Below are 17,325 nucleotides of genomic sequence, written 5' to 3'. Positions count from 1 at the left end.
TCTTCGGAGATAAGTGATGAACCCAGCCCAACAAGCCACAGAATATGAACAGAAGCTGCTGACTTTACGGGCTGCGGTTTTAGATCATCTTGCTTGCAAAAACGTCAACGGAAAACATCTGCAAACGGCATTACCTTGGCTGTCTTTTATCCGTTTTACTGAGCCTACTGAACTCAGTAAAGGCATGTTGGAGCCGTCAATGTGCCTGATTTTACAAGGGCAGAAAAAGGTATTGATAGGCCAGGGCGTCACGGAATACGGCGTCGGTAGTTACCTGCTGACGGCGATTGATATGCCGATAGCCGGGCAGGTTATTCAGGCATCATTGGCGCAACCTTATCTTGGTGTGCGTATCGATCTCGACTTGAAAGAGATGGCCGATACTATCCTCACGCTCAATATGCCGATGTCAGAGAAACCAAAAACTGGCGCGGCAACTTACGTGGCGGTCTCTGATACTGCGTTGCTGGATGCGTTCTTACGGCTGGTAAATATGCTCGATAACCCGCAGGAGCTGCAGGTCTTGGCTACGTTGGTGAAGCAAGAGATTGGCTATCGTCTTATCACAGCGCCTGAAGGCGGCGTGTTTTATCAGCAACTGCTCTCGTATTATCAAGGCAAAGGCATTAACGAGGCGATTGTGTGGATACGCAAGAACTTCGCCAACCCACTGCGGATGGACGAGTTGGCGCGACATGTTGGTATGAGCGTCTCTAGCCTGCATCACCGCTTTAAAGCCACGACGGTGATGAGCCCGTTACAGTACCAAAAACAGATCCGACTGCTAGAAGCGCGACGGCTGTTGCTCAGCGGCAAAATTGACGCCGCAACGGCGGCGTTCAGGGTCGGTTACGAAAGTCCGTCGCAGTTTAACCGTGAGTACCGCCGCTCGTTTGGTGCGCCGCCATTACAGGATATGGATGCGCTGAGACAGCAGGGGATTGTGTTATAAATAAAGCGAATAAATCAGATGTTAAACGCGACGTGCTTACCGTCCGGTAGTTTTACATCAAGTCGTAATTCTCCACCCATTGCCGCTACGTAACGTTTTAGGGTTGATAAGCGCGGATCGTTGTCTGCTTTTTCCATTTTCGCCACAGTAGGTTGTGAAATACCCATAGCGGCTGCCATTTGGTTCTGAGACATTTCAAATTCTTCGCGCAGTTTGCTCAAAACAACCTCAACGCGTAACACATCCATTTTTTCAGCTATGCGCTTCTGACTTTCAGGTGATTGTTTCGCTAAGAGTTCTTCTAAAGTAGACATGTTATTTCCCCTTCTTAGTCGATTTTTTCACTATCTCAGGCTGAGATAACTTTTTTAAATGTTTAGCGTATTCTGCATCTGCGATAGCTATCATGTCTGTGTAGAACTGTTCCTCATTCAGACCCTTTTTATTGCCAGCACATAAGATTATGCCTTGCCTTAAAGGGTCGAAGGCGAAAAAACCTCTGAATGGTAAACCACTACTCTGGACGCGTAGCTCTTTCATGTTTGGGTAGTTTGAAGCTCGTATATTATCAACGTACGGCCGCCCAAGATTAGGGCCTATTTCTTTCAAAATACCGAGCATGGCAATAATATCTTCTTTTACACTTTCATCCTGAGCATCTAACCAAGTGTCAAAAGTATCTGTTGTAATAAGGTCCCACATTGCGCTAACTCCCTATAGCGTAATTACTATGAGAAGTGTATAGCAAGTAAGCTATAGGGGCAATGTTCTTATCAGATCATCACTGGTTCCTTTGCGCGAATTCCCCGACTAGCCAATCGATAAATACGCGAACTCGTGGCGAAAGTTGGCGATTTCGTGGATAAAGTAGAGAAACGGGCATTGAGCCGGGAGGGAATTGACTGAGTACAGGGAGCAAACGACCTTGTGCTAAATCGTCCGCGACGCCGTAACGCGGTACTTGAATGATGCCCATTCCTCGTCGAGCCGCCTCTTTCATACTCTCCGCCCCGCTGACCGAAATGGTGGTCGGCAGCATGAGCTGCTGCGGCTTACCCTCGATGTTAAACACCAGCGGCAGCACATTGCCGGTGGCGGTCGAACGGAAGCCAACCATTCGATGCCCGTCTAGGTCGTTAAGCGTTGCTGGTACGCCGTAGCGAGCCAGATACTCCGGGCTGGCACAGGTTATTTCTTCGAGCCTGCCGAGCAGTCGTGCCACCATATCGCTGTCTTTGAGTTCACCCACCCTGACTACACAGTCAATGCCTTCACGGACTAAATCAACTAAGCGATCGCCCTCGCTCATAAAGAGTTCGATATCAGGATATTGCCTCAGAAACTCTGGCATACCCGGTAGGATAAAATGACGTGCCAGCGTGCCGTGAACATCAATGCGCAACAGTCCCTTTGGTTTTGCCCCGGCAAAGGCCATTTCAGCTTCTTCCACATCGGCCAGAATACGCAGGCAGCGTTGATAATAGGCTTCGCCATCTAAGGTCGCGCTGACATGACGAGTCGTACGTTGCAGCAATCTTATTTTCAGTCGTTCTTCCAACTGCTTAATGGCATCTGTCACAGTCGAGCGTTTGAGACCTAAATCTTGCGCAGCTTTGGTGAAACTGCGCAGCTCTACTACTCTGCTAAATAAACGCATGCTGTCGAGTTTGTCCATTAGGGGCGAGCCTTAGCGTGATTGTTCGTTATTTTCGGATAGTGATAACGAATGTTAGGTGATTATCCGAAAGCGTCAAGGGTGCATTATCTGCTCACCGGCCAACGAGCGACGAAGGCCACCATTAAATAAGGCAAACATCATGACAACTACAACTCACGCAGTAGCAGCGAACAGCGGCAAAGTCGCTTTAGTGACTGGCGCATCACGCGGCATTGGCGCCTCTATCGCGGAACGTCTGGCACAAGATGGTTTCACCGTTATTGTTAACTATTCACGCGGTGCGGCAGAGGCTGATGCGTTGGTGGAGAAAATTGAACTGGCTGGCGGCCGTGCTATCAGCGCGCAGGGCGATGTCAGCGATGCGGCAGCAGTTGCGCGCATTTTTGCCAGCGCAGAACAGGCTTTTGGCGGCATTGACGTGTTGGTCAACAATGCGGGCATCATGACGCTTTCGACCATTGCTGATACCGATGATGCCAGCTTCGATCGTTTGATTGATATCAACCTAAAAGGCACCTTCAATACCTTACGTGAAGCGTCAAAACGCCTGCGTGATGGCGGACGTATCGTGAATTTTTCATCCAGCGTCGTGGGATTGTATCAACCAACTTACGGTGTCTATGCTGCAACTAAAGCCGCAGTAGAAGCGCTGAGCCACGTATTAACTAAAGAGTTACGCGGCCGCAATATTACCGTCAACTCCGTCGCACCAGGCCCAACGGCAACCGACTTATTCCTTAACGGCAAATCTGAACAGTTGATCAACACCATCGCTAATATCGCACCACTGCAACGTCTGGGACAGCCGGAAGATATCGCGGCAACCGTCGCTTTCTTGGTAGGTGCTGATGGTGGCTGGATCAATGGACAAACTCTGCGTGCTAACGGCGGCATTATTTAAGCATTGCCCCTCGCAAAACAGGTCTGAGGAACAAAATATGCAACAAGCTAAACAGGTGATTCTGATCACCGGTGCTTCCAGCGGATTTGGTGCATTGACTGCACGTGCTTTGGCTGATGCCGGACATAGTGTTTACGCCAGTATGCGTGATACTACCGGGCGCAATGCACCCCAAGTTGCGGAAGTTGAGCGCTATGCTCAAGAACGCCACGTCGATTTGCGTAGCGTCGAGTTAGATGTCAGTAAGGATGACTCGGTGCAAGCGGGTATCGCCACAGTAATGGCTGAATCTGGGCGCATTGATGTGGTGATCCACAACGCGGGACATATGTCTTTTGGTCCCGCAGAAGCCTTTACGCCAGAACAATTTGCGCAATTGTTTGATATTAACGTGCTGAGCACCCAGAGGGTAAACCGTGCGGCGTTGCCCTACATGCGTAAGCAAGGTAAAGGGCTGGTGATGTGGATCTCGTCGAGCAGTGCGCGCGGCGGTACACCACCTTATCTCTCGCCGTATTTTGCCGCCAAAGCAGCGATGGATTCTCTGGCAGTATCTTATGCCTCAGAATTGACTCGTTGGGGCATTGAAACGTCGATTATCGTACCGGGGGCTTTCACTAAAGGGACCAATCACTTTGTACATGCTGGTTCGCCAGCAGATAAAGCCAGGGTGTCAGAGTATGACAACGGCCCTTACGCTGGATTGGCAGAACAGAGTTTCCAAGGTTTGGCTGCATTAGAGCCTGAGTGGGCTGATGTTGCGGAGGTCGCGAAGGCGATTGTTGATGTCATTGATTTGCCGTTTGGCTCGCGCCCATTCCGCACCCATATCGACCCTTCAGAAGACGGTTGTGACATCGTCAACGGCGTGGCCGATAGAGTGCGTCGTGAGCTATTCCGCCGCATTGGGCTGGAAGACTTACTCAGCCCGCGTTTAGGCGCGCTGTAAGCCGACTCGCTGTAACCAGCTTGGTGGGCAGAACATCACCAAGTTGCCAAGTAAAATCAGCAGCAGGCCAATGACCGCGTTGGTCTGCCACTGATAGCCTTCATAAAACGTCGATACGGTGAGGGCGACCAGCGGGAACAGCAAAGTACTGTAAGCGGCTTGGCTGGCACCAATACGACCGACCAAGCTGAAATAGATACCAAAAGCCAACACCGAACCAAACACCGATAAATACACCAATGACCCAAGATAACGCAGGCTCAAATCAATGGCGAAGGAATCACCTTGCCATAGACTGAACAGGGCCATCGCTATTGCACCGTAGCTCATCGCGTAAGCATTGGTGGTGGTGACATCTAATCCTCGCGCTTTGTGCCGAGTGCTGATCATATTGCCCAATGAGAACCCATAAGTACCAAGCAAACTCAAGCCAATGCCTTTGAGCAGTCCTGGCGCGATTTGTGCCGCCGCAAAGTCGTTCCAGAAAAGAATGACAATACCGGCTAATCCGAGGATTGATGCAGGTATCAGACCCGGTTTGAGTTTCTGGCGGAAAAACAGCATGCCATTGAAAGCATTGAGCAGTATCGACATCGAGAAGATGACCGATTCTAGCCCGCTGCTGATATACGCCGCAGCATGGTAAAAGCAGTAATAATTGAAGGCGAAAACGCAGCAACCCTGTGCAAGACAAAATAAGTGGTCTTTAAGCGCCATATTACGCAGACGGCGAGTCACTAATAAGACGGCCATCATGATGACGGCAGAGAGTAAAAAACGATAAAAGATAGACACTGTCACCGCAACGCTACCTTGTTGCAAGACGATAGCGAACCATGTGGTTCCCCAAATTAAAACCACCGAAATATATAGTAATGCGTTCATTGAACATTCTCATTGCGAGTGACAGAAAAATAACCCGGCATATTATCCAAAGTGATGCACTACCTTGCTTGCAATAATCGGCTGGCACTTGCATATTCTTGCGCATTTTTCGCAGTTACGGTTGGACAATGACTAGCCTGATATCGCGCAACGTTTTACACTGGCGGCAATTCATTGGTTAAGCGATCTTCTCTATGTCTAAGTATCAGGTCTTCAATACACTGAGCAAGCACCGTGCAGCGTTACAGCGCACTGTTCAGATTGGCTCGGGTATTCAATTGGCGGCTTGGTCAAATAAGAATGATTGCGTCACGCTGGAAAAACCTGAGCACCACACGCTAAGTTTGTACGTGGCTGATGGCTATGAGTGCTACCACAAAACACGTAGCGGTTGGCATAATGGCGGTGGCCCGGATCGTTTTTGTATTATGCCCAAGCATAACGAATCGAGCTGGGATATACGCGGTGCGCTCTCTTTTGTTCATCTGTATTGTACCGACGATCATTTACGTCACTTGGTCGAACAAACCTGGGATCGTAGCCCCGCCTCAATTAATGTTGATGAGCAGGTTTTCGGCGAAGATCCGCAAATTACTATGCTATATCGCCATTTTTTGCTTGATTGCGACTGGCAAGACAATAGTAATCAGTTAATCCTCAGCAGTGCGACCACCTTGCTGATGGCACATCTAGCCAAGCGTTATACTCAGTTGCAGTGGGCGTTGCCTACCACGCGTGGTGGTTTGTCTCCCAACGTATTGAATCGGGTGAAAAGCTATATCCATGAGCATTTATCGGCACCACTGACGCTGGCAGAATTGGCCACGATTGCTGAATTGAGCGAATACCATTTTGCGCGGATGTTTAAACAAAGCATGGGCGTAGCACCGCATCAGTATGTGATGAATGCGCGAATTATTCGAGCAGAAGAGATGTTACGTCACGGGCAGCAGGATATAACGACCATCGCCTTAGCCTGTGGGTTTAGCTCCAGCAGTCATTTCAGCAATCGTTTTAAATCACTTCGGGGTATCAGTCCTTCGGCGCTGCGCCAGCAGTCAGGCAGCATTTATTTGCTGTAATGAGGAAGGTGTTGGAACGGCAGGAGTATTGCTTTTCTGTCGGGGAGTACGACAGTGCAGCAAAACCTGCTGCACTGTCTAAATATCACTTACTTAAAATCGACCATCATCAGTTCAGGAATGGATCTTCCTTTGGTTGATGAAACGCATTTGTCGATATAAGTTTTAAACGCCGCAGGTTTAGGCATGCCCATATCCATCAGACGTTGATTATCAAACTTAACGTTCAATTCTGCAAAACCACCGTATAACTTAATTGCACGCAGAATTATTTTATCGTTACAAGGGCCAAGAATATCTTTAAATTGTTTTCTTATACCGGCAAATTCTGCATAGCTAACTTTTTGGTACTCACCGACGATAGCTGTCGTGTTATTTGCTTTTGCCACTGATGCATCAATTTCATGGAATGGCGTACATAAGTCTTCGCCAGAAGAAATATGGTAGAAGTCGTGAGAAATGGTTTCGCTTAAGCACAGGTTAACCAGCACCATCGCGCAGTAATCGACGGGAATAACATCAATTTTGTCATCCAGATTACAGGTAAATTTCTTCAGCTTCAGCGCCATCAAGAATACCCAGAAAATGCTGCTTGATGGGCGGCAACCGAACTGAGTGTGGCCTACGATGATCGATGGACGAGCAACCACGAATGGCAGTTGCGGACATTCCTGACGGATCAGATTTTCAATGGCACGCTTGGACGCAGTGTACTGCACCAGGTCTTCGTTGTGCTCATTATCTGGCATATCTTCATAGAAGACGCTGTCTTTGTCCGGCATGGAAGCCATTGCTGTACCAACGTGAATAAAACGTTTCAGGCCTTTTACGTTTGCCATGCGTTTGGCAAATGCTAAAGAGCCGTCAACATTGACGCGCCACATTGCAGGATTGTTACCAAAAGAGGCAATGGCAGCACTGTTAATCACGTGTGTGACTGAATCTAATCTTGCATCCTGAATGAAACCTTCAGGGGTAGATAAGTCGCCTAATAAAATAGATTGTTCGCTAATTTTATTAAGTTGTTCAACAGTTAAATCAAACTTCTCAAGATTATCTTTAATTCTGGCTAATCCCGCTGCCTGATCTTCAGCCCGTACTAATAACAGAAGGTTGATATCCTCCCCCTGATATTGGCGTAACAGGTGTTCAACAACGGCACCGCCGACGAAGCCAGTGGCACCGGTAATTAAAATATTTGGCATGACGAGACCTTAAATACTGTGAAATGGCTTGAATTTGCAGCAGGGTAGCATTTTATCTTTAAACCGCATCTATACCAATCCGGGCAGTTAATAAACGAAAGATAAACGACCGAGGGTAAACCATTATTATATCTACTTTGCCAGAAGCTACTCAATAGCGAACATCTGAATTTATTGTAACCGGTAACATCGCCACTCAAAAGTCGATAATGCGCGAGTGCAAAGTATGCAGCATGCCGCCACTACGATAAACTGACGGTTAAGAGTGGCCTGAAGCATGGCGCGAGCAGGGCACGTGTTGACTTGAGATAAAGAATAATGTGCGAGGTCATTCCCTCGCGCGTGTAAATAAGGTACAAGGCTGCATGAAGATCCCAAATAGAATCCAACCTTTGGTGGATGACGGCCTGATTGATGACGTGGTCCGTCGTCTTAAAAGCGGCAAAGAAGCCGATGTTTACACCGTGTTATGTGGTGAGGAAATTCGCTGCGCCAAAGTTTATAAAGAAGCATCGCAGCGTAGTTTTAAGCAGGCGGTGCAGTACCAGGAAGGGCGTAAAGTCCGTAACAGCCGCAGCGCACGTGCAATGCAAAAAGGCTCAAAATTCGGCCGTAAACAGCAAGAAGAAACCTGGCAGACTGCTGAGGTTGATGCGCTGTTCCGTTTAGCTAACGCAGGCGTGCGCGTTCCGCAGCCTTATCTATGCTTAGATGGCGTGCTGCTGATGGAGCTTATCACTGATGCTGAAGGCATGGTGGCGCCGCGCTTAAGTGATGTGACGTTTACTCGTGAAGAAGCGTTAGAAGGCCACGAAATAATGATCCGCAACATCGTACGTATGTTGTGTGCGGGGATTGTTCACGGCGACTTATCAGAATTTAACGTTTTGCAGGACGTCGAAGGGCCGGTGATTATCGACTTGCCACAGGCAGTCGATGCCGCAGCGAACAATCATGCCGAGTCGATGTTTGGGCGTGATGTGAACAATATCTCTGAATTTTATGGGCAGTTTGCGCCGGAACTTCTAAAAACGCGTTATGCCAAGGAGATTTGGGCGCTTTACGAAGACGGTAAATTAACGCCAGAAACACCGTTAACCGGACATTTTGAAGACGATACCCACAGTGCGGATGTCGACTCGCTGTTGGATGAAATTATTGCCGCTGAAGATGAATATTACGATCGTCAGCGGGCGTTAAAAGAACGGGAGCGTGATTAAGTCACGCTAGCAAAACCGGCCTGGCTTAAATAATCTTGTCCTAGCGCAGATAAGATAAAGTCAGCAAGCGATTCGGCGCGGGAATGGCAAAGCGCCAGCGCATATTCCGCGCGGATATTTTGCTCAAGCGGAATATCGATCACCTGTAAATCTTGTTGTTGCCTCAGCAGCGGGGCATAGCTGGCATAACCAATAAACAGATCGCATTGCCCGGTACGAATCAGCCAAGCGGCGGCAAGCTCACCGGTTGGCACCGGCGAGCTTTGTGGTCCGCCAACCAGCATCATCGCCCGTTTACGTAATAATTCCCCTGCGCCAGACTGAGCTTGCTCAATCTTATCAAACAACTGCCAGGTATAATCACCGGAAGGGTCGGCCAGCGGCGTGGATGTGGCGACACGTAAACTTACATCGTTAAGTAGCACAAGCCAGTCCGGTGATCTTTCGGCGCCAAAACGCGCGGCAATGGCTGCTTTACTGACAGTCAGACACAGACTGTTGCTGGCAAAACTCTCAACCCGCAAGGCTTTGCCACTGTCGAGCAGCGTCTGCGGGTGTGCCGTATTGGCCGAGGCGAATAGATCGACTTTTTCCCCTTGCTCAATACGCTGGCGCAATAAACCGGCAGGCCCAAAGTTAGAGGTAACGTGAATACCACTTTGGGCTGTAAAGGTGGCCATCATCGGTAGCCAGACTTTTCGCAAGCTGCCTGCGGCTAATACGTTTAGCGTGTTAGCCATGGCTATCGTCAATATCGGCCTTGGAAGGCTGGTAATGAGTACGATAGAACTGCTGATAATAGGCATCAGCCTGTTTTTGCATATCAATATCTTTGAAGCGCGCTGGATAGAGCTTTTTCGCCATCCACAGCTCGCCGAGTGCCAATGCCTCTGGCATCGGATAGCCCCATGCTTTGGCGTATTCTGGCATCAGGTAGACTTTGTGATTTTTTACCGCATCAATAGTCTGCCATTTCGGATCATGGATTATCTCACCGACCACTTCCGGGTAGCGATCCTGTACGAAAATCACCTGAGGATCCCAGGCAATGATCTGCTCTAGTGATACCTGCTTGTAGCCTTTCACCGTTGCTGCCGCGACGTTAAGTGCGCCAGCATGTGCCATCATCAAACCGGTATATTTACCCGATCCATAAGTGGTGAGCTCTGGGTTCGCCATATAAACGCGGATACGCTGTGCGGCGGGGATCGATTGCAAGCGATCGCTAACGATTTTACGTTGGGCGAAGGTATAAGCGATCAGTTGTTTAGCTTGCTGTTGCCGGCCCACCACATCACCAACCAGCGTAATACCTTCTTTCAAGCCCTCGTTATAGGCTTGCTCCTCGTTATCCAGCGTCGGATTTAGTTTACCCGCCTGATCTTTAGCGTCTTTGCGTAGGGAAATAGCCACGACAGGAATGCCTAGTTGACTGATTTGATCAATCATCTCTTTAGGCGCGTAGTTGGTGACAAAAACCACCTGTGGGTGCAGCGCGACCAGGCTTTCTAGATTAACGTGGGTCAAATCTCCCACCGTTGGCAGCTTGCTCAATTCTGGTGCCAGCCGCTGATAGCCGTCTCCGAGCTGCTGTTTCCAATCGTATTGAATGCCGACAATATCGTTAGTCGCGTCTAACTGAACTAATAAATTGAGTGTCTGGTGTTGTAGTACAACCACACGATCAATATGGTCAGGCAATGTTACTTGACGGCCGAGTTGATCGGTCACTTGGCGAGTGGCCCAAGAGGGAAGAGAAGTAAGGCTAAGTAATGCACCGAGCAGGACTGAGGAGAAGAGAGTACGCATCATGACGTTCCGCATTTCGCTATTTACTGCATTATATAGCGCTGTGTCTGGTCTGAAAATAGACGGGTACTCTCTCGATGCTTATTAAGTATTTATCGCTTACTTACGTCCATCTAACAGCATACGCACGGCCAAACCGCTGAGAACCGTTGCCATTAGCCAGCGTTGGATGGTCATCCACAGTGGTCTGCCGGCCAAAAAGACCGCGATATAGCCGGCACTGATGGCAATCAGTGCATTAACCGTCATGCTGACGGTAATTTGCGCGCAGCCGAGTACTAAAGATTGCATCAGCACATGGCCTTGTGCGGGCACGATAAACTGCGGCAAAAGAGATAAATATAGTACCGCTGTTTTTGGGTTCAGCAGATTGGTGACTAAGCCCATTGTAAAGAGTTTACGCGGACCATCTTTGGGCAGGTCACGTACCTGAAAAGGAGAACGACCGCCGGGTTTAATTGCCTGCCAGGCCATATAAAGCAGGTACATCGCCCCGCATAAACGCAGTGTGTCGTAGGCGAAAGGCACGGCCATTAATAGCGCAGTGATACCAAGCGCTGCACAAACCATATAAAACAAAAAACCTACCGCCACGCCGCCTAGTGAAATTAACCCGGCTTTTGGCCCCTGGCTTAATGAGCGTGAGATGAGATAGATCATATTGGGGCCCGGTGTGACCACCAAACCGAGAGCAATAAACATAAAAGGCAAAATATGAGCGATATCAGGCATGCGAAAGCTCCAGGAAGCGTTGGCTAGGTTTTTTTGAACATTAGATATAGAGCTTTTTTCCGCGCTTTGGCAAGCGTTTATCTGCGCGTGATGTGCTGATTTTCTCCCGCATGCGATATTCTGTCATTTACTGATGTTAATTTATTAATCAATACATTGGACGTGCGAAATTGCCTCAGTTACCGTGATTGTCGCAGCTAAAATTGACTCATATAAGGGTCACTTCAACTCATTAGTGGAAACCATCCGTGAATACACCTATGTCTGCCCGTCTGGCGATAGCCAGTCAGATTGTAGAGCGTGCCGCTGAATTGGCACTGAGCCATTTTAACCGCCGCGATGAAATTAACGTCAGCAGTAAGCGTCCACAGGATTTTGTTTCTGAAGCTGATGTGGCTGTTGAGCAGTTTATTCGTGAGCAGTTGCAGTTACATTTTCCTAACGATGCGGTGGTTGGGGAAGAGATGGGTGGACAATTGGGCGATAGCGCCTGTTGGGTGATCGACCCGATTGATGGTACCTCGAATTTCTTACGAGGTTCACCGTTGTGGGGCGTATCGCTTGGGCTGGTAGAACAACATCAGCCGGTAATTGGTGTCGTGTCGTTGCCGGTACTGAATGAACATTTTGCGGCAGAAAGTGGGCAAGGGGTGTTTCGCAACGGGCAGGTTTTCGTGCGCGATAGCCGTTTTGCTGAGGTGCAAATCCTTTCTCTGGGTGACAGTTCTGATGACAAGTTGGATGAGGCGGTCGCCTTCTTTTATGGATTACGTGCCGCTAACTGGTCAGTACACAGCTATCGTTGTACCACCGTTGGGATGATCTTTGCTGCGAAGGGGATGATTGATGGTCATATGCAGCGCCGCACCACCTTGTGGGATATTGCAGGCGGCGCAGTGATTTGTCAGGAAGCTGGGCTGGAGACAGTGATTGGCAGTAGTGAAGAAGGCATTCGCAAGATGTCCGTTGCCAGTGGTACCACGGCATTAATGCAGACGGTTAAACCGTTATGGCCAGATTTGTCACCAAGATAATTGGATCACCTTAAGAAAAGTAAAACCAAGCGGTGTTAATTAAGCCATTATTCACTTCAAACACCGCTACACTTTCTATCGGTTGTTCGCTCAATCCATGAATCCTTTCGAAATCAAATACCTTATTACCTAATACCGTTCGTGAAATGAGCTCGGCCCGTAATGCTGGCTGATTAAAACGGTGATTGGCATAGAATTCTCGGAGTTGCTGTTTACCTATAATAGATGGCTCGGTTGATGGCATGCGATAAGCGATAAAGTTGTCGCTAAAACTGGCGACGAAAGCATCAAGATCATGCTTGTTATAGGCTGAAAATTGGCTTTCTACTACGCTTAGTGCATCAGACATGATAATTCCATATTGAATTTAAATTCATTAAAAATAAATATAAATTCAATATGGGGCTATCGGTAAGTGATGTCAATAGCGATGAATAAAAGCCATAACCTGCTAATTATTCATCTATAGTTGAGTTATATCGCCTCAATTTTGCCGGAGTTGCATGCATGATTACGATCCATCATTTGGATAATTCACGATCTCAACGCATTCTTTGGATGCTTGAAGAGCTTGGTGTTCCTTATGACATTGCGCTTTATCAGCGTGATAAAAGAAGCATGCTGGCCCCGGAATCACTTAAAAAAGTACACCCGTTGGGAAAATCCCCGGTGCTGGTGGATGGCGCTCTGACGTTGGCTGAGTCTGGTGCGATTATTGAGTATTTGCAGGAAACCTATGATCTTGCAGGAAAATACAAACCCACCGAACATATCGCCCGCCAGCAATATCGCTATTGGCTGCATTATAGCGAGGGTTCATTGATGCCATTATTGGTGATGAAGCTTATTTTCGGGCGTTTGGGGCAATCGCCGATGCCGTGGTTGATTCGCCCGATTGGTCGAGCAATTGGTAAAGGTGTGCAGAAAAATTATCTCGATAAGCAGATTGCCAATCATCTGCATTATCTGGAAACGCACCTTACGACACAGCATTGGTTTGCCGGTAGCCAATTTAGCGCCGCAGATATTCAGATGAGTTTTCCGATAGAGGCGATTGAGTCAAGAGGTGGGCTTGAAGCTTATCCCCACCTGCAAGCTTGGTTATCTGCCGTTCAAGTGCGGCCGGCTTATCAACAAGCGCTTAAAAAAGGCGGGCCTTATCAGCTAGCGCGTTGAAAATAAGATGGGGTCGACCAGTAGCAGCATTATAAATTCAATAATCGATGTAGCTTTGCTTGCTCGACCCAAACAAGAACCTGTTTTCTATCTTCAATCAATCGGTGAGCTTCATCTTTGCAATAGTCGATGATGTAGATGTGATGATCTTGGTCTTTATCAACAAAGTAAGAATAGATGACATAGCTATTACTGGTGCACGCCCATTGAATCTTTAGTTCATCACCGTTACCCCAACAGCATCCTTATTGCCACATATGAGCATGATGAAGTTCTTCAGCCCTAGCAGTTATTGGTCTTTCCATAAATTTGCCTCTTCCGATGGTTTCAGAATAAGACATAAAATCATGCTGTTCTATTTCGGAAGGGACTGGAATCTTTCCTTCTTGCAAGCAAATGAGCTTATATTCTTCAAACTCATCAATAGGAAGTTGTGCTGCAGGTTCTTCGAGAATGACTTCTTGGATTAGTTTTGATCTGACGATTTTGTATCCCATATTTTGCGCTTTTCTTCCATTTTCGCAGCAAGGAGATCAGAGGCGATGCTCAATTGTGTCTTATACTCAGACGAACGGCGAATCGATGGACGTTCAGGTCGTTCCCTACCTTTATGCTCTTCGATTACTTGGGCCATATATACCACCTGATATTAGTGACGAATGCTTAACTTGAAGTAGCATGGTACTCAAATTTTCAAATGGCTGCAAAACATCCTGAGTATATTTTAACCGTTTTGAGAGGGAGGGCTGAAGATTACAAATTATTGAACTGCTATCACATCAGCAGTTGTATTTCTTAGTATTGTCATATCTAAAGCATCCGCAGCATCAAAAAAACTAATGCAATAAAATCGGGATTCGTCCATTCAAACCGCACACAGAGATTTAAACTCTGCCACTTTTTGATCTACTATTCCCCCTCGGGATGTCCGGCGTACTTGCTGCGTTCGGCAAAAAGCTGCAATAGAAATAAGAATCTAAGGAAAGTATGGAAATATTTTTTACCATCCTCATTTTGATTCTGGTGGTCTCACTATCCGGTGTTGTTACCAGAATGTTACCGTTCCAAATACCTCTTCCGCTGATGCAAATTGCAGTAGGTGCTTTACTGGCTTGGCCGAATTTTGGTTTGCATGTGGATTTCGATCCTGAACTCTTTTTGGTCCTCTTTATCCCACCTTTGCTGTTTGCCGATGGTTGGAAAACGCCGATGCGTGAGTTCTTGCATCATGGCAGGGAAATTCTTGGATTAGCTTTAGTATTGGTACTGTTGACGGTCGTGGGTGTTGGTTACCTGATTTATATGATGGTACCTAATGTGCCGTTGGTGGCAGCCTTCGCGCTAGCTGCAGTACTGTCACCGACCGATGCCGTGGCATTATCAGGAATTATTGGTAAGGGGCGTATTCCGAAGTCGATTATGAGTGTGCTGGAAGGTGAGGCGTTGATGAATGACGCGTCCGGCCTGGTTTCTCTCAAATTTGCGATTGCGGTGGCAATGGGCACGATGGTCTTTACCGTCTCGGGCGCTAGCCTGGAGTTCCTCAAGGTGGCGATCGGCGGGTTAATGGCCGGGGTAGCCTTGACCTGGTTGTACAGTAAATCGCTGCGTATCATGAGCCGCTGGAGCGGGGATGATCCGGCAACGCAAATTGTTCTGCTGCTGCTGTTACCTTTTGCCTCCTATCTGATTGCCGAACATATTGGTGTCTCGGGGATTCTGGCGGCGGTTGCAGCAGGGATGACGATTAGCCAGTCCGGGATCATCCGTAATGCGCCTCTGGCTATGCGTTTACGTGCTAACAGCGTGTGGGCGATGTTGGAGTTTGTCTTTAACGGCATGGTCTTCATCATGTTGGGCTTACAACTGCCAAGCATTCTTGAGAACTCTATCGATCAAGCGACCCACGATGCATCTATCGTGACCTGGCACCTGTTTGCGGACGTTGGCATTATCTATTTTGCACTGCTGCTGCTGCGCTTTGTGTGGCTGTGGCTGATGAAGAACTTCAGCAATCGCATTCTGAAAAAGAAACCACTGTTGTTTGGTTCATACAGCACGCGTGAACTGTGGGTGGCATCTTTCGCTGGGGTGCGTGGAGCCATCACACTGGCAGGTGTGCTCTCTATTCCGTTGTTCCTGGCCGATGGTTCATCATTCCCTTCGCGTTATCAACTGGTCTTTTTAGCGACCGGTGTGATTTTGTTCTCCTTAGTGGCCGGGGTTATCGCATTGCCGTTCTTACTACGCGGTGTACATGTGGCGGATAACACGGCTTATCGTAAGGAAGAACGTATGGCGAAAGGCATTGCTGCAGAAGTCGCGATTGAGAGCGTTCATAAGATGGAAGAACGTCTGATGAATGACTCGGAAGAGAACATTGATGAGCTGACGCTCAAAGAGATCAGTTCTCGGGTTGTCGGTACCTTGCGGCGACGTACCGAGAATAAGGATGATATCGAAAGCGCCTTGATGCTAGAAAACCTCGAGCGCCGTTTCCGCTTGACGGCCTTGCGCGCTGAACGTGGTGAGCTGTATCACCTGCGTGCAACGCAGCGGATCAGCAACGAAACTCTGCAAAAGTTATTGCATGATCTCGATTTGCTGGAAGCGCTACTGGTTGAGCGAGAAGTCTAAATCTGCAACATGAGATGATCTGCCCGCCTGGTTCATGCCCGGCGGGCTTTTTTATGTCATGATGCCCCGCGTACCGTCGCTTCGCTGTCTTTTATTTATGTCGTACCTTGCATCGCGTCTCGAAGGGCGTTCACCAATGCTGTGGCAGCTGGCGACAGGCTCACGCCTGCCAGTCTCGAAATACCAATTTGCTCTAAAATCAGTGGCTCAAATGCTGGTAGACGGACGAGATCACCACTGTGTGCGGCATCGAATACGACAGACTGCGGCAGCATGCCTAGCAAATCAGTGCTTTTAAGTAACCATAGGCTATTAAAAAAGGATACCGTTTCAATCGATGCATGAGGCGGATCAATATTCTCTTTATAGAAAATATTATCAAATTGTTTTCGCAGGGTAGTTTCTGAGGACGGAAGTAGCCAGGGTTCGTGTGCGAGCTCCTCAAGCGTTGCTTCCGGTCTTTCAGCCAGTGGATGGCCACGTCTGGCGACGATGATGGCATTCTCGCTAAATAGCGCTTCCTGTAAAACAACGGAACTAGAACTGATGTCCGATAACCTGCCTACCAGAAAATCAAGTTCGCCGGAAATTAAACGGGGTATTAGCTCTCCACTGACACCCTCGACGATTTTGATTCGAATGTTTGGCCGGGATAACCATAGCCTTGCGATTGCGGCTGGCACCAAGTAGCTGGAGCCCGTCAGCATGGTTCCAATGGTAACGCGCCCCGCATGTCCTTTACCCAAGGCATCTATCGCCTGAGAAACGTGCTCGAGTTGTGCAAGCACCATTCTACTGCGGTCTACAAATGCCCGTCCTAACTCAGTCGGTGTGACTCCTCGACGGTTACGGATGAATAACTGAGCGCCAATAGCCTCTTCAAGATCTTGGAGCAACTTGCTTGCTGTTGGTTGGGATATGTTCAGGGCTCTCGAAGCATGAAGGACACTACCGTATTCGAATAGCGCGATGGTTAAGCGAAAATGCCTAACGGTAGCCCAGCGCTCCAATCGTTCCAGACGCATTTTGGTATTCCTTTTTTAAATACCACATTGAATATAATTT

The 17,325-nt window shown here is 48.2% G+C and carries 19 protein-coding genes; 8 read left to right on the top strand and 11 right to left on the bottom strand.

Annotated features, from left to right (window positions below):
• Window positions 1–16 precede the first annotated feature (16 nt).
• Complete coding sequence (locus ACL9RG_RS09180) at window positions 17–952, top strand: AraC family transcriptional regulator (protein WP_422792284.1); 936 nt, start codon at window positions 17–19, stop codon at window positions 950–952.
• Window positions 953–966: 14 nt separating this feature from the next.
• Here ACL9RG_RS09180 and ACL9RG_RS09175 read toward each other — a convergent pair whose 3' ends face one another.
• The 3 genes from ACL9RG_RS09175 to ACL9RG_RS09165 form a co-directional block, all read right to left on the bottom strand.
• Window positions 967–1,266, bottom strand: a complete 300-nt coding sequence (locus tag ACL9RG_RS09175) for a helix-turn-helix domain-containing protein (protein WP_422792283.1) — start codon at window positions 1,264–1,266, stop codon at window positions 967–969.
• A gap of 1 nt (window position 1,267) precedes the next feature.
• Window positions 1,268–1,654, bottom strand: coding sequence for a type II toxin-antitoxin system RelE/ParE family toxin (locus ACL9RG_RS09170; RefSeq protein WP_422792282.1), 387 nt, complete (start codon window positions 1,652–1,654; stop codon window positions 1,268–1,270).
• A 79-nt stretch (window positions 1,655–1,733) separates the two neighbouring features.
• Complete coding sequence (locus ACL9RG_RS09165) at window positions 1,734–2,627, bottom strand: LysR family transcriptional regulator (RefSeq protein WP_422792281.1); 894 nt, start codon at window positions 2,625–2,627, stop codon at window positions 1,734–1,736.
• 142 nt (window positions 2,628–2,769) lie between these two features.
• On the opposite strand from ACL9RG_RS09165, the gene ACL9RG_RS09160 reads away from it, so the two are divergent.
• Together ACL9RG_RS09160 and ACL9RG_RS09155 are read left to right on the top strand one after the other, a co-directional pair.
• Complete coding sequence (locus ACL9RG_RS09160) at window positions 2,770–3,531, top strand: SDR family oxidoreductase (protein ID WP_422792280.1); 762 nt, start codon at window positions 2,770–2,772, stop codon at window positions 3,529–3,531.
• A 37-nt stretch (window positions 3,532–3,568) separates the two neighbouring features.
• Window positions 3,569–4,480 carry an SDR family oxidoreductase gene (locus ACL9RG_RS09155; RefSeq protein WP_422792279.1) on the top strand — a complete coding sequence of 304 codons (912 nt, stop codon included), beginning with the start codon at window positions 3,569–3,571 and terminating at the stop codon, window positions 4,478–4,480.
• On the opposite strand, the gene ACL9RG_RS09150 is transcribed toward ACL9RG_RS09155, so the two are convergent.
• Window positions 4,466–5,365, bottom strand: a complete 900-nt coding sequence (locus ACL9RG_RS09150) for a DMT family transporter (RefSeq protein ID WP_422792278.1) — start codon at window positions 5,363–5,365, stop codon at window positions 4,466–4,468. The two genes, ACL9RG_RS09155 and ACL9RG_RS09150, sit on opposite strands and share 15 nt — an antisense overlap.
• A 194-nt stretch (window positions 5,366–5,559) precedes the next feature.
• On the opposite strand from ACL9RG_RS09150, the gene ACL9RG_RS09145 reads away from it, so the two are divergent.
• On the top strand, window positions 5,560–6,447 hold the full coding sequence (locus tag ACL9RG_RS09145; protein WP_422792277.1) for a helix-turn-helix domain-containing protein: 888 nt from the start codon (window positions 5,560–5,562) through the stop codon (window positions 6,445–6,447).
• Between the two features lie 89 nt (window positions 6,448–6,536).
• On the opposite strand, the gene ACL9RG_RS09140 is transcribed toward ACL9RG_RS09145, so the two are convergent.
• Window positions 6,537–7,652 carry an SDR family oxidoreductase gene (locus tag ACL9RG_RS09140; RefSeq protein ID WP_422792276.1) on the bottom strand — a complete coding sequence of 372 codons (1,116 nt, stop codon included), beginning with the start codon at window positions 7,650–7,652 and terminating at the stop codon, window positions 6,537–6,539.
• A 365-nt stretch (window positions 7,653–8,017) separates the two neighbouring features.
• Here ACL9RG_RS09140 and ACL9RG_RS09135 point away from each other — a divergent pair, with 365 nt between their 5' ends.
• Window positions 8,018–8,872 (top strand): PA4780 family RIO1-like protein kinase, encoded by an 855-nt coding sequence (locus tag ACL9RG_RS09135; protein ID WP_422792275.1) that lies wholly within the window; start codon window positions 8,018–8,020, stop codon window positions 8,870–8,872.
• Here the strand turns inward: ACL9RG_RS09135 and ACL9RG_RS09130 are convergent.
• From ACL9RG_RS09130 to ACL9RG_RS09120, 3 genes are all read right to left on the bottom strand, one after another.
• Window positions 8,869–9,612: a substrate-binding domain-containing protein gene (locus tag ACL9RG_RS09130; protein WP_422792274.1), complete on the bottom strand. Its 744-nt coding sequence runs from the start codon at window positions 9,610–9,612 to the stop codon at window positions 8,869–8,871. The genes ACL9RG_RS09135 and ACL9RG_RS09130 overlap by 4 nt on opposite strands.
• Window positions 9,605–10,681 (bottom strand): ABC transporter substrate-binding protein, encoded by a 1,077-nt coding sequence (locus ACL9RG_RS09125; RefSeq protein WP_422792357.1) that lies wholly within the window; start codon window positions 10,679–10,681, stop codon window positions 9,605–9,607. The genes ACL9RG_RS09130 and ACL9RG_RS09125 overlap by 8 nt, the downstream gene beginning before the upstream one ends.
• A 99-nt stretch (window positions 10,682–10,780) precedes the next feature.
• On the bottom strand, window positions 10,781–11,413 hold the full coding sequence (locus ACL9RG_RS09120) for a LysE family translocator (RefSeq protein WP_422792273.1): 633 nt from the start codon (window positions 11,411–11,413) through the stop codon (window positions 10,781–10,783).
• A gap of 248 nt (window positions 11,414–11,661) precedes the next feature.
• On the opposite strand from ACL9RG_RS09120, the gene ACL9RG_RS09115 reads away from it, so the two are divergent.
• A complete protein-coding gene (locus tag ACL9RG_RS09115; RefSeq protein ID WP_422792272.1) occupies window positions 11,662–12,447 on the top strand; it encodes an inositol monophosphatase family protein in 786 nt (261 codons plus the stop codon).
• A gap of 10 nt (window positions 12,448–12,457) precedes the next feature.
• On the opposite strand, the gene ACL9RG_RS09110 is transcribed toward ACL9RG_RS09115, so the two are convergent.
• Window positions 12,458–12,796, bottom strand: a complete 339-nt coding sequence (locus ACL9RG_RS09110; RefSeq protein WP_422792271.1) for a nuclear transport factor 2 family protein — start codon at window positions 12,794–12,796, stop codon at window positions 12,458–12,460.
• A gap of 158 nt (window positions 12,797–12,954) precedes the next feature.
• Here ACL9RG_RS09110 and ACL9RG_RS09105 point away from each other — a divergent pair, with 158 nt between their 5' ends.
• Complete coding sequence (locus ACL9RG_RS09105) at window positions 12,955–13,623, top strand: glutathione S-transferase family protein (RefSeq protein ID WP_422792270.1); 669 nt, start codon at window positions 12,955–12,957, stop codon at window positions 13,621–13,623.
• Window positions 13,624–13,868: 245 nt separating this feature from the next.
• Here the strand turns inward: ACL9RG_RS09105 and ACL9RG_RS09100 are convergent, their stop codons facing one another.
• Window positions 13,869–14,120, bottom strand: a complete 252-nt coding sequence (locus tag ACL9RG_RS09100; RefSeq protein WP_422792269.1) for a hypothetical protein — start codon at window positions 14,118–14,120, stop codon at window positions 13,869–13,871.
• A 490-nt stretch (window positions 14,121–14,610) separates the two neighbouring features.
• Here ACL9RG_RS09100 and ACL9RG_RS09095 point away from each other — a divergent pair, with 490 nt between their 5' ends.
• Window positions 14,611–16,260, top strand: coding sequence for a Na+/H+ antiporter (locus ACL9RG_RS09095; protein ID WP_422792268.1), 1,650 nt, complete (start codon window positions 14,611–14,613; stop codon window positions 16,258–16,260).
• Between the two features lie 95 nt (window positions 16,261–16,355).
• On the opposite strand, the gene ACL9RG_RS09090 is transcribed toward ACL9RG_RS09095, so the two are convergent.
• A complete protein-coding gene (locus tag ACL9RG_RS09090) occupies window positions 16,356–17,285 on the bottom strand; it encodes a LysR family transcriptional regulator (RefSeq protein WP_422792267.1) in 930 nt (309 codons plus the stop codon).
• Window positions 17,286–17,325: the final 40 nt, after the last annotated feature.

The organism is Rouxiella sp. Mn2063, assembly GCF_049319665.1.
In the GTDB taxonomy this organism is placed as follows: domain Bacteria; phylum Pseudomonadota; class Gammaproteobacteria; order Enterobacterales; family Enterobacteriaceae; genus JBMOUD01.
This window is presented reverse-complemented; position numbering and strand designations above follow the sequence as displayed.

What these genes read in the sequence shown, in the direction of transcription:
- ACL9RG_RS09180 (WP_422792284.1), top strand. Translation starts at nt 17, where the DNA reads ATGAACCCAGCCCAACAAGCCACAGAATATGAACAGAAGCTGCTGACT.
- ACL9RG_RS09175 (WP_422792283.1), bottom strand. Translation starts at nt 1,266, where the DNA reads ATGTCTACTTTAGAAGAACTCTTAGCGAAACAATCACCTGAAAGTCAG.
- ACL9RG_RS09170 (WP_422792282.1), bottom strand. Translation starts at nt 1,654, where the DNA reads ATGTGGGACCTTATTACAACAGATACTTTTGACACTTGGTTAGATGCT.
- ACL9RG_RS09165 (WP_422792281.1), bottom strand. Translation starts at nt 2,627, where the DNA reads ATGGACAAACTCGACAGCATGCGTTTATTTAGCAGAGTAGTAGAGCTG.
- ACL9RG_RS09160 (WP_422792280.1), top strand. Translation starts at nt 2,770, where the DNA reads ATGACAACTACAACTCACGCAGTAGCAGCGAACAGCGGCAAAGTCGCT.
- ACL9RG_RS09155 (WP_422792279.1), top strand. Translation starts at nt 3,569, where the DNA reads ATGCAACAAGCTAAACAGGTGATTCTGATCACCGGTGCTTCCAGCGGA.
- ACL9RG_RS09150 (WP_422792278.1), bottom strand. Translation starts at nt 5,365, where the DNA reads ATGAACGCATTACTATATATTTCGGTGGTTTTAATTTGGGGAACCACA.
- ACL9RG_RS09145 (WP_422792277.1), top strand. Translation starts at nt 5,560, where the DNA reads ATGTCTAAGTATCAGGTCTTCAATACACTGAGCAAGCACCGTGCAGCG.
- ACL9RG_RS09140 (WP_422792276.1), bottom strand. Translation starts at nt 7,652, where the DNA reads ATGCCAAATATTTTAATTACCGGTGCCACTGGCTTCGTCGGCGGTGCC.
- ACL9RG_RS09135 (WP_422792275.1), top strand. Translation starts at nt 8,018, where the DNA reads ATGAAGATCCCAAATAGAATCCAACCTTTGGTGGATGACGGCCTGATT.
- ACL9RG_RS09130 (WP_422792274.1), bottom strand. Translation starts at nt 9,612, where the DNA reads ATGGCTAACACGCTAAACGTATTAGCCGCAGGCAGCTTGCGAAAAGTC.
- ACL9RG_RS09125 (WP_422792357.1), bottom strand. Translation starts at nt 10,681, where the DNA reads ATGCGTACTCTCTTCTCCTCAGTCCTGCTCGGTGCATTACTTAGCCTT.
- ACL9RG_RS09120 (WP_422792273.1), bottom strand. Translation starts at nt 11,413, where the DNA reads ATGCCTGATATCGCTCATATTTTGCCTTTTATGTTTATTGCTCTCGGT.
- ACL9RG_RS09110 (WP_422792271.1), bottom strand. Translation starts at nt 12,796, where the DNA reads ATGTCTGATGCACTAAGCGTAGTAGAAAGCCAATTTTCAGCCTATAAC.
- ACL9RG_RS09105 (WP_422792270.1), top strand. Translation starts at nt 12,955, where the DNA reads ATGATTACGATCCATCATTTGGATAATTCACGATCTCAACGCATTCTT.
- ACL9RG_RS09100 (WP_422792269.1), bottom strand. Translation starts at nt 14,120, where the DNA reads ATGGGATACAAAATCGTCAGATCAAAACTAATCCAAGAAGTCATTCTC.
- ACL9RG_RS09095 (WP_422792268.1), top strand. Translation starts at nt 14,611, where the DNA reads ATGGAAATATTTTTTACCATCCTCATTTTGATTCTGGTGGTCTCACTA.
- ACL9RG_RS09090 (WP_422792267.1), bottom strand. Translation starts at nt 17,285, where the DNA reads ATGCGTCTGGAACGATTGGAGCGCTGGGCTACCGTTAGGCATTTTCGC.